This is a genomic window from Pseudoalteromonas sp. SG43-8 (assembly GCF_014164245.1).
Lineage (GTDB): Bacteria > Pseudomonadota > Gammaproteobacteria > Enterobacterales > Alteromonadaceae > Pseudoalteromonas > Pseudoalteromonas distincta.
This window is the reverse complement of record NZ_JACJEX010000026.1, coordinates 1-10926: the sequence shown is the minus strand read 5'-3', so window position 1 is coordinate 10926 and position 10926 is coordinate 1. Positions and strand designations below refer to the sequence as shown.

The window sequence follows — 10926 nt, the reverse complement described above, 5'->3', positions numbered from 1 at the left end:
TTTGTCAACACTTAAATTTAAACTTTCTAAAAAGATTCAATCTAAGTTTTACTTAACACCCTGAGTTGTTCGTGCCTCGCTATGCGTTGCTGTTTCCCGTCTCAGTGGGGTCGCATTATAGGGAGCGGCGGATTTTACGCAAGCGTTATTTGCATAAAATAGTAATTAAAATTAAGCCCCAAGCAAGCGCACACGATAAACACAAGTTACCCACAAAGCCCTGTTGATAACTCTTGTTTTTACATAGATAAACCATACTAAAGCTATTAATTAAAACCTTAAAAATGCAAAAAGCACCTTATGTAGGTGCTTCTCAAAAGTAATAGTTATTAGAATCTAGTGTCTGTTTATCTTTCAAGGTTAAATTTGCAGCAGCCTGTTTGGTATTCAGGCAAGGCAGAGCCTATGTAGTGTGGTTACTCCCCATAAATAGGCGATAACGTAGCATTAATGCCAAACAGGCGCTGCCCAAAGGGTTCTTCCTAGGGGCTATTTACTCTTTGTTACTCGGTTTTTACTTAGCCCACTAGGTTACAAATCTCGCGCCGCGATTAAACACCCCCTAGTTTGAACAAATTTTAATCCGCAAAGAGCAACAGACCCTAGTATAAAATACTATATAACTTGCGACGATACTTAGCTGCAAGTGCATCGCCATCAGGTAAAGAGGCAATAATGGCTAAAAAGCTTGGTTTTGCTTCGTTGAAGTTCAGATCTTTTTGCAGCACTGTAAATAGTATATCCAATGCCTCTTCTTTTCTGCCTGCTTCATTAAGTAAAATACTGAGCTCTTCTTTTAGTTCTAAGTCATTTGGATACTTTTCTACTTGTTGTTGCTTTTCTTTAATCTCTGGTGAGTCTTTTGCTTCAAGCGCGGCTTCGCATTTTGCTTTAATATTATTAAAGTAAGCATCTTGCTCTTGTGCACCTATTGTATTTATAAGCGCTTGCGCTTCATCTACCTTGTGAATTTGAATACATATGTCTGCTAGCACTAACTTGATACGTGCATTACCGCTGTCTATTTCATAAGCTTGCTTTGCATAATTAAATGCAGCATTTAAATCTGACTTTAATAACGCTTGCTTTGCTTGTTCTAATAGTAAGTCTTGTTGCGCAGGTAAATGCTTTGCTAGGGCTTCGCGTATTTGCGCTTCGCTTTGAACACCTGCAAGTAAATCTACTGGTGCGGAGTCTTTTAATAATACAAGCGTAGGCAGTGTTTGCAGACCAACTTGTTGCGCAAGTTGAGAAGCGAGTGCTTGTTCTGCATCGCAATCTAGATTTGCTACTACTATATAGCTTGCATATTCTGCTGCTACTTTATCTAAAATTGCAGCCTGTCCTATACAGTCAGGACTTTGAGGAGAGAAAAAGTTAAGCAACACCAATTTTTGTTGTGATGTTTCACCGAGTACTTGTTGAAGGTTTTGCGCATTAATACTAACTATGTTGCTCATTGAATTGATTGCCATATTCGTCTATTTAGGTTTTTATATGGTGGTGAACATAATAATTACAAGTCATATACCTAAATCACTCGGTATACATATTCAACAATAAGGGAAAATATGAAATTAACTTACCTAAGTGCAATACTTTTATTAGCAAGCCCATTAGTACAAGCAAATGGACTCGATTTGAATTTAAGCAAAGCCATGCCAGCTATTGAAAAGTTTTACCTCGACTTACACCAATCCCCAGAGCTCTCTTATCACGAACAAAAAACAGGTAAAAAGATAGCAGATAGATTAACTCAGCTGGGTTTTAAAGTAACAAGTAATGTAGGTGGCTTTGGTGTAGTTGGTATTTATAAAAATGGTGAGGGGCCGACAGTAATGATCCGCACTGATACTGATGGCTTACCTATTATAGAGCAAACAGGAAAATCCTATGCCTCAAAAGTCAAAGTAATAGATGAGCACGGTGCAAAAGTAGGTGTAATGCACGGCTGTGGCCACGATATCCACATGAGCTCTTTTATTGGAACTGCAGAGCAGTTAATTGCTCATAAAAAACAGTGGCAAGGTACATTAATGATGGTTGCACAGCCTGCAGAAGAAGTAGGTGGGGGTGCTAAAGCGATGTTAAGCGAAGGACTATTTAGTAAATATGCAAAACCTGATCATATAATTGCTTTACATGTAAGCGCTAGCGTCCCCGCTGGTAAGGTATCAATGAAAAATGAATACACGATGGCAAGTGTAGATTCTGTCGATATTACAATTAAAGGTAAAGGTGGTCATGGTGCTTATCCGCATACAACTATAGACCCAGTGGTTATAGCTGCACGCACTGTACTTGCTTTGCAAACAATCACAAGCCGAGAGCTTTCACCGCTTGAGCCTTCTGTTATTACTGTGGGGTCTATTCATGGTGGTTCAAAACATAATGTGATTTCGGATGAAGTAAAACTACAACTCACTCTTAGAAGCTATAACCCCGATGTAAGAAGCGCTCAAATAGCAGCAATAAAACGAATCACCGCAGGTATTGCACAAAGTGCTGGCTTAAATGAATCTAACTACCCTGTAATATATGTACATGAAGATGAATCTATTCCATCTACTTATAATAACCCTGCACAAACAGACATTGTTAGAAACTCTATTTCCAGCGCAATTGGCGATACTAATGTACTTGAAACACAAGCTGTAATGGCGGGTGAAGATTTTGGCCTATACGGACGCACCGATGAAAATATCCCTATTACCCTCTTTTGGCTAGGAGGCGTAAACCAAGCACAATATGCAGATTCAATAAAAACAGGTGAGGTACTCCCTTCTCTACACTCTAGTAAATTTGCACCAGATTATAAAGTTGCTATTCCTACTGGAATAAAAGCAATGAGTAACGCTGCTGTTGCCTTATTTAATAAGTAACCTGAGTTTAGGTTAAGTAATACCTATTCAACATTAAGCAACATGGTTTAATAAAATGGCTCTGTTGCTAACTAGCAACAGAGCTTTTTTTATAACTCGACTTTTTAAAGGTCGCTTTTCCACCTCGTTTAGCAAAACGTTTTTTAGGTGAGGTTTTTGGTAACTTCGCAAATGCATTGCTATCGCAGTTTGCTGCTAATTGAACAAACCCATTTAGGTCAGCAAGTAAAGGCTGTAAAAATTGCTGATAACTCATTGCCTGCTGTGCAATATCACCTAAGCTCGACTCCCACTTTGCGGTTAAATCAGGACTCGCTAAACCTTGTGGTAATACGCTAATAAGAGCAAGTCCCGTTTCGGTCGCTCTAATTGACTTACCTTCACGTTTTAAAAAACGCCGCTTAAATAGCAACTCGATTATTCCCGCACGTGTTGCCTCCGTACCTAAACCATCAGTGTCTTTTAATACTTTTTTAATTTGTGGATCTTTAACATAACGGCTAATGCCCGTCATCGCAGCCAATAATGTAGCATCGGTAAAATAAGCAGGAGGTGATGTATGCTTTTCGACCACTTTTCCTTGCTCACAAAAAAGAGGCATACCTTTAGTTAAAGGAGGTAACGTAGCTTCATCTTTTAATTCAGACTTACCTATTAATACCTTAAAGCCCAGGCTTACATCTTGTTTTGCATTTGCTTTAAAAAGCCCACCAGCAATAATTACCTCAGCTTTAGTTTCGTTATATATATAGTCGGGATAAAACTGAATTAAGTAATGACGGCTTATTAATTGATATACCTTTGCTTCGTCACCGCTCAAACTCGCTGACTTTAACTGCTTAGCCGTAGGCACAATGGCATGATGGGCAGCTACTTTTGAATCGTTAAAACATTTACTACGCTTTTTTACATCAGCCCCGTTTACTAATTCACTGCCTTGCCCCCCATTTGCACTTATTGCCTTTAAAATAGCAGATGCTTCTTGATGGTGATCTTTGGGTAAATAACGATTGTCTGAGCGTGGGTAAGTAATTAGTTTATGACGTTCGTAAAGTATTTGGCAAATATCCAATACTTTTTGAGCTGGCATACCAAATGTTTTAGCGGCATCTATTTGTAGTGCAGATAAATTATAAGGTAATGGAGCACTTTGCTTTTTTTGTTTTTGGTCGAGTGAAGTAAGCTCAGCACTTTGCCTTGTAATACGTGAAGCAACATTTTCTGCAAGAGCTTTGTTAAGTATTCGCCCTTCTTCATCTTGATGTGGCTCACATGCTTTGCTTGGAACCCACTTAGCTATGAATGGCTGGTTATCTGGAGTAAGCAAATGCGCCAATACATCGTAAAAAGGCTTAGATACAAAGTTCGCTATTTCGTTATCTCTATTAACAACAAGACCTAAAATAGGGGTTTGAACCCGCCCTACCGAAAGCACATTACCAAATCCTGCTTTTTGCCCAGCTAGTGTGTATGCACGTGTTAAATTCATACCAAATAGCCAATCAGCACGAGAGCGCGCTAAAGCAGATACACTTAACGGAATAAAATCTCGATTAGAACGCATTGCGCCCAATGATTTCTTTACCGCCGATAAGTTTAAATCACTAATGAGTAAACGTTGCGTACTTTGCTTTTTAGCCTGACTTATTTTAGCTTCTTCTATTACTTGGTCGACCAGAAGCTGGCCTTCACGGTCTGGATCGCCAGCGTGAATAAGTTGCGAGGCTTGTTTAATTAATTTTTTTAAAACAGTGAGCTGTTTGCGAGTTTTGGTTTTGGCTTTTAACTTCCACTGCTCAGGTATTATAGGTAAGTGATCAAACTGCCACTTTTTAAAGCGCTCATCGTAATCATCGGGCTCTGCTTGTTCTAGTAAATGCCCTATACACCACGAGACACAATCTCCGTTAGCGACTTCTATATAGCCATCGTGTTTTTTATGTGGTTTTGGTAAGGCATCGGCAATTGCTCTGCCTAATGATGGTTTTTCTGCAATGTAGAGGTTCATGGGAGCCGCTCACTCACTGTTCATATAAACAGTAGTTTAGCACAGCTATTTTAAAGGTGGGGAGTTTTATCTTTTGCCCTAAAACTACCTTGTTTAGTGAAAAGAATAATTAGAGGTAAATAACACACAACAACTGTGGCTATGTTGATAAATGGTATTAGAGTCTGATAAACAGCAGTACTGTAAGCTAAATCCCATAAATGACGATCAACTAAGCGGAATAGTTGCAATATAGGTGCACCAATAACTACCAATTGACCAATAGCACATTGCCATAGGTACACTTTATCTTTTATCCCCCAGTAAGCGATAAGTGCCATCCAAATAATATCTGTTAGCGCCCAAACTAAATAACGATAAATATAAATGTCATCAAACCCTCTTAGGCTTGAAGCAGTTAGGTTACCAAAGAGGAAAAAAGCTGCGGTCAGTAATACAAATCGAAAGGCTAGGCGATCTTTAAATACAAAAAATATAAAAATAGCTGGGCTTAGCATTAAAACCCAGCTTTTACTTAAAATACTAACAATATACAAAAACCATTCAGGCAAAACACTCAGCCTTACTTTGTTTTTTTATCGTCATCTGTACCATCACCATTACCTGGCATGCCACAATATTTATTGATTATTTTCACAGAAACTCCATCACATATGTTAAGGAAATGTACTTTAAGCTAAAACAATAGGATTGCCAAGGTACTTAAACGAACAAAGTACCTTAAAGTGAAACTTATTCAATAAGCGATAGCGTCAAGCTCTATCTTAACGCACGTCAATCGGATCAGACTCTTTAGCCTTACCTTGTAGAATTGATATTTCTACACGACGGTTTCTTCGGCGGTCTTCATTTGAATCGTTTGGTACAAGTGGGCGAGTATCGGCGCGCCCTACTACCATCATGCGGTTTTTATCAAACCCTTGCACTGTTTGTAGTTCGCTTGCAACTGCTACAGCACGCTTTGACGATAAGTCCCAATTATTAATATATAACTCGTTTGAAACCTGAAAATCATCGGTATGCCCCGAAACAGTAATTTCGCCAGGTACATCTTTTAGCAGCTCACCAATATCTTGAATAATAGGTTTAAATTTAGGTTGTAAAAACGCACTACCCGAGGGAAATGAGCCATTTTCACGAATACGAATAATAATTTGCTGCCCTAATGATTCAAGCTCTATTGCACCATCTATAATTTGCTTTTCGAGTTGTTGCGCTATTTTTTTAACTAACTCATTTGTTTGTTCTTGATCCGCAGCTGAAGTTGCTTGCTCTGACGACTGCTCTTGTGAAGTGCTTCGCGATTCTCCACCACGTTTGTCCCCGCGTTGTTCTTGCCTGCCGCCAGCTGAGCTTTCATCTCCAGCCTGAAACTCTAACATTTGTTGAGTCATTTCTACTGTTTGTTGTTGAATAGTTTCTATTGGAGTGGGTTCTGGTTTGCCTGGGGTAAACTCCATAGCAATAACAGAGGTACCTTTAGGGATATCTTTTACTTCAATTTTATTCTGCACACCAAAAGCAAACTTCATAGAGCCCGCAATTTGTTTAAACTTAAGTACATCCATTTCTGAAAACGCAAGCAAGAGTACAAAAAAGCACATTAACAGTGACATTAAATCGGCAAACGTTCCCATCCATGCTGGTAGGCCTGGTGGTGGGCATTTGCACTCTTGATCAGACATAATTACTCCTCGGTATCTACTTTTCGTTTAGATTCAGCTAAGTAATTTTTCAAAATACCTTCGATTACTTTTGGATTTTGGCCATCTTGTATACCTAAAATAGCATCTAAAATTAAACGCTGATTCATAGCCTCTTCGTCTTTACGCAGTTCAAGTTTTACCTGAATAGGAATTGCCACAACATTGGCTAAAAACGCACCATATAAAGTTGTTAAAAGCGCTACCGCCATTGCCGGGCCAATTGCTTTTGGGTCATCCATGTTAGATAACATTGCAACTAAGCCAATTAGAGTACCAATCATTCCCATTGCTGGTGCAATATCGGCTAATGACTTAAATAAGCCTGCGCCCATTTCATGTCGAGTCGTGGTTAAAGAGATGTCTTTTTGAAGTGTGGCGCGAACAACATCTGCGTCATGGCCATCAACAAGCATGTCGACGCCTTTGCGCATAAATGGATTTGGGATTTCAGCTTCTTCGAGTGCTAAAAAGCCCCCTTTACGAGCTGAATCAGCAAGTTCTACTGCTTTTTCAATAAGTTCTTCTGGCGTTTCAATTTTAAACATAAACGCTTTAGCAACAACTTTACCTATACCCAAAAACTGTGACATGGTGAAATTTGATAAAACAATGAAAAGTGAACCACCAAATACAATTACACTAGAAGGAGCATCGGCAAACATAGCCATTTCACCGCTACTACTCATAAACATAGACATGACAATTAAGCCAATTGCGCCTAGGATCCCGATTATGGTTGCTAAATCCACATTTCCTCCAGAAGTTTCATGCTTAATGGCCTTATCATAAACTTTTATTATTAACTGCTTATCGGCAACATATTGAATTGCTTAAGCCATTTTTATAAATAAACATAAAAAGCAGCCTTTAGCACTATTTTAGATCAAGTTATAAGGGCTACCTAATTATCAATTGATTTATTAAACTAACAGACCGCTATTAAGGCTTTATTAATACACTTGAAATATAATTTAACGTTATAAAGGTAAAAAACCAATATCATCCTTTGACCTAGTTTAGCATTCCCCCTAAAATTGACCCCTAAATTTATTATGTAAGCTGAAATAAAGATGGCGACTAAAAAACCTGAAAACTTAAGTTTCGAACAAGCACTAGAAGAATTATCTACAATCGTTAGTGACATGGAACAAGGTGACTTATCGCTTGAGCAATCGTTAAAGCAATTTGAGCGTGGAATTGCATTAGCAAGTGCTTCATCAGGTAAATTACAGCAAGCAGAACAAAAAGTATCAATTTTGATGGGGAATGGCGAAAAGTCAGTTCTTACGAATTTTGATAATGATATGGAATAGCTGTGAGCATAAATAATTATATCGAACGTGCTCAAAAAGATGTAGTAGCGACCTTACAACAGCATTTTAAACAGCCTCTCGATACTGAAGAAACAGTCAAGAACGCCACCCAGTATGGATTATTTAATGGCGGTAAAAGATTACGTCCATTTTTAGTTTATGCTACAGGTAAAATGCTCGGTGCAAACCAGCAAGACTTACATGTACTTGCAGCTGCAATTGAGTGTATCCATAGCTATTCGCTAGTTCATGATGATTTGCCCGCTATGGACGATGACGACTTACGCCGTGGCCGCCCTACTTGCCATATAGAATTTGGCGAGGCAAATGCAATTTTAGCCGGTGATGCCCTACAAACACTCGCCTTTGAGCTTATTGCGAATCACAAATTTACATGCTCGTCGCAAACACAAGTAAAAATGATTGCTACGCTTGCCAACGCATCAGGCCTTGAGGGCATGGTAGGCGGACAAGGTCTTGACATAGCAGCAACAGATAAAGTAATTACCGTACAAGAGCTTGAGCGAATACATAAGCTAAAAACCGGAGCTTTAATTAATTGTGCAATTACACTTGGTGCACTGTGCAGTGAAAAGGCAGATCAACAAACCTTAGAAAATTTAAGCATTTTTGGGTATGCTATAGGGCTGGCGTTTCAAGTACACGACGACATTTTAGATGTTGAAGGCGATACGGTTACTTTAGGTAAACCACAAGGCTCCGATATTGCCGCGAATAAAGCGACATATCCGGCGTTATTAGGTATGCTAGGCGCTAAAGAAAAGGCGCAAAATTTAATACAACAAGCCCATGAAGCGTTGGCAAATATAGATGCTGACACAACACTTCTTGCGTCGCTAGCAAATTACCTAATTGAGCGTGACCACTAATTTTTGCTCATACGTATTGCAATTAGCACTGACATTATTACTCAACATTAATTATTCGTAAAAGCTTTGAATGAATTAATGTTAGCGAAGGATATATATAAAACCATGACACTTGATAGTAGCAAGTATCCATTACTTAATTTGGTTGACGAGCCAGCCCAATTGCGTGACTTAGCGCAAGACAAACTCCCTGCATTTAGCAATGAGCTGCGCGATTATTTACTCAACTCAGTATCGCAAAGTAGCGGTCATCTAGCGTCTGGTTTAGGGACGGTTGAACTAACCGTTGCGCTACATTATGTTTATAACACTCCAGACGATCGCCTAGTTTGGGATGTGGGTCACCAAGCTTATCCACATAAAATCCTTACAGGTCGTCGCGACCAAATGCACACTATTCGTCAAAAAGACGGTTTGCACCCTTTTCCTTTTCGCGATGAAAGCCAATACGATACGTTTAGCGTAGGCCATTCAAGCACCTCTATTTCAGCTGCCTTAGGTATGTCTATTGCCGCCCAAAAAGAAGGCAAAGGTCGAAAATCTGTAGCCATTATTGGTGACGGAGCTATAACCGCAGGCATGGCATTTGAAGCGATGAATCATTTAGGTGATGTAAAATCAGACATGCTTATTATTTTAAATGATAACGAAATGTCGATTTCTGAAAATGTTGGCGCATTAACAAATCACTTTGCCCGAATTTTATCAGGTAGCTTTTATACTAACATTCGTGAAGGTAGTAAAAAGTTACTCTCAGGTGTGCCTCCGGTAAAGCAACTTGCCAGTAAAATGGAAGAGCACATTAAAGGCATGATGATCCCGGGGACCTTCTTTGAAGAATTAGGCCTAAATTACATAGGCCCAATTGATGGTCACGATGTAAACATGCTTGTAGATACATTACGTAATATGCGTAATTTAAAAGGCCCACAGCTTTTACATATAAAAACGCAAAAAGGTAAGGGCTACAAACCGGCTGAAGCCGATCCTATTGGCTACCATGGCGTACCAAAATTCGACCCAAGCACAACTAGCCTGCCTAAATCTAAACCTAGCGCTGCTACTTTTTCAAAAGTTTTTGGCGATTGGTTATGCGACATGGCAAAGCAAGACAGCAAGTTAATGGCTATTACGCCAGCAATGCGCGAAGGCTCTGGCATGGTACGTTTTTCTAAAGAGTTTCCAGATCAATACTTTGATGTGGCCATTGCAGAGCAGCATGCAGTTACTTTAGCGGCTGGTTTTGCTTGTGAAGGTTTAAAACCTGTTGTTGCTATTTACTCGAGCTTTTTACAACGTGCGTATGACCAATTAATACATGATGTTGCACTGCAAAACTTACCTGTATTATTTGCCATTGACCGCGCTGGTATTGTTGGAGCCGATGGTGAAACTCACCAAGGTGCGTACGATTTAAGCTTTATGCGCTGTATTCCAAATATGGTAATTATGGCACCAAGCGACACCAACGAATGCCGCCAAATGCTATACACCGGTTATAAAGCAAACTGCCCTGTTGCAGTTCGTTACCCTCGAGGTAGCGCAGGTACTGCAGACATTGGAAGCACTATGCAACTGCTTGAAATAGGTAAGGCAGATACAATTAAGAAAGGCAGTAAAATTGCAATTTTATCATTTGGTACATTACTTGATAATGCACAGCTTGCTGCTAACGAATTAGATGCAACGCTTGTTAATATGCGTTTTATTAAACCACTTGATACTGCACTTTTAAATGAGCTTGCAACTAGCCACGATGTAATTGTAACCCTTGAAGATAATGCTATTGCTGGCGGTGCCGGCTCTGCAGTTAACGAATACTTGGCAACGCAAAAGGCTGATATTAATATCCTTAACTTAGGTATTCCAGATGAGTTTATTAAACACGGCACGCAAGATGAAATGCACGATGAAATGGGATTAGGCGAGCAAGGAATATTAAACGCTATTAAGGCGTTTATCGCTTAAGCTATTTACTTAGTTTATTAAAAAGGAGCCTCAAGGCTAATGCCGATCAGTTAAGAAAATGACCGGTTGACCGATCCAAACGATCATGCAAAATCCGTAGTTAGGAAACTAACTACGGATTTTTTTGTGAATATAGAACAAGCACTGCAAGCAACACTT

Annotated in this window: 9 protein-coding genes; 4 read left to right on the top strand and 5 right to left on the bottom strand. The window is 39.4% G+C overall.

The window, feature by feature from the left end:
- Nucleotides 1–602 precede the first annotated feature (602 nt).
- A complete protein-coding gene (locus H5122_RS19905; RefSeq protein WP_182683030.1) occupies nt 603–1460 on the bottom strand; it encodes a tetratricopeptide repeat protein in 858 nt (285 codons plus the stop codon).
- 111 nt (nt 1461–1571) lie between these two features.
- Between H5122_RS19905 and H5122_RS19900 the strand changes: the two genes are divergently transcribed.
- Nucleotides 1572–2882: a M20 family metallopeptidase gene (locus H5122_RS19900; RefSeq protein WP_182683029.1), complete on the top strand. Its 1311-nt coding sequence runs from the start codon at nt 1572–1574 to the stop codon at nt 2880–2882.
- A gap of 67 nt (nt 2883–2949) precedes the next feature.
- On the opposite strand, the gene H5122_RS19895 is transcribed toward H5122_RS19900, so the two are convergent.
- The 4 genes from H5122_RS19895 to pomA all read right to left on the bottom strand — a co-directional run bounded on the left by H5122_RS19895 (nt 2950) and on the right by pomA (nt 7345).
- Nucleotides 2950–4890 carry a DNA topoisomerase III gene (locus H5122_RS19895; protein ID WP_182683028.1) on the bottom strand — a complete coding sequence of 647 codons (1941 nt, stop codon included), beginning with the start codon at nt 4888–4890 and terminating at the stop codon, nt 2950–2952.
- A 50-nt stretch (nt 4891–4940) separates the two neighbouring features.
- A complete protein-coding gene (locus H5122_RS19890) occupies nt 4941–5441 on the bottom strand; it encodes a hypothetical protein (RefSeq protein WP_002961730.1) in 501 nt (166 codons plus the stop codon).
- 213 nt (nt 5442–5654) lie between these two features.
- Nucleotides 5655–6575 carry a flagellar motor protein MotB gene (locus H5122_RS19885; RefSeq protein ID WP_182673124.1) on the bottom strand — a complete coding sequence of 307 codons (921 nt, stop codon included), beginning with the start codon at nt 6573–6575 and terminating at the stop codon, nt 5655–5657.
- A gap of 2 nt (nt 6576–6577) precedes the next feature.
- Nucleotides 6578–7345 (bottom strand): flagellar motor protein PomA, encoded by a 768-nt coding sequence (gene pomA, locus H5122_RS19880; RefSeq protein WP_024597197.1) that lies wholly within the window; start codon nt 7343–7345, stop codon nt 6578–6580.
- Between the two features lie 321 nt (nt 7346–7666).
- On the opposite strand from pomA, the gene H5122_RS19875 reads away from it, so the two are divergent.
- The 3 genes from H5122_RS19875 (at nt 7667) to dxs (ending at nt 10767) form a co-directional block, all read left to right on the top strand.
- Nucleotides 7667–7909: an exodeoxyribonuclease VII small subunit gene (locus H5122_RS19875; RefSeq protein WP_002961738.1), complete on the top strand. Its 243-nt coding sequence runs from the start codon at nt 7667–7669 to the stop codon at nt 7907–7909.
- A gap of 2 nt (nt 7910–7911) precedes the next feature.
- Nucleotides 7912–8799, top strand: a complete 888-nt coding sequence (gene ispA / locus H5122_RS19870; RefSeq protein ID WP_024597198.1) for a (2E,6E)-farnesyl diphosphate synthase — start codon at nt 7912–7914, stop codon at nt 8797–8799.
- A 105-nt stretch (nt 8800–8904) separates the two neighbouring features.
- The gene (gene dxs, locus H5122_RS19865) at nt 8905–10767 is read left to right on the top strand and encodes a 1-deoxy-D-xylulose-5-phosphate synthase (protein WP_182683027.1); all 1863 of its coding nucleotides are present in this window, start codon (nt 8905–8907) and stop codon (nt 10765–10767) included.
- Nucleotides 10768–10926: the final 159 nt, after the last annotated feature.

Bases quoted from the DNA above. Each gene is read 5' to 3' on its own strand.
- H5122_RS19905 (WP_182683030.1), bottom strand. From the start codon at position 1,460: ATGAGCAACATAGTTAGTATTAATGCGCAAAACCTTCAACAAGTACTC.
- H5122_RS19900 (WP_182683029.1), top strand. From the start codon at position 1,572: ATGAAATTAACTTACCTAAGTGCAATACTTTTATTAGCAAGCCCATTA.
- H5122_RS19895 (WP_182683028.1), bottom strand. From the start codon at position 4,890: ATGAACCTCTACATTGCAGAAAAACCATCATTAGGCAGAGCAATTGCC.
- H5122_RS19885 (WP_182673124.1), bottom strand. From the start codon at position 6,575: ATGTCTGATCAAGAGTGCAAATGCCCACCACCAGGCCTACCAGCATGG.
- H5122_RS19875 (WP_002961738.1), top strand. From the start codon at position 7,667: ATGGCGACTAAAAAACCTGAAAACTTAAGTTTCGAACAAGCACTAGAA.
- dxs (WP_182683027.1), top strand. From the start codon at position 8,905: ATGACACTTGATAGTAGCAAGTATCCATTACTTAATTTGGTTGACGAG.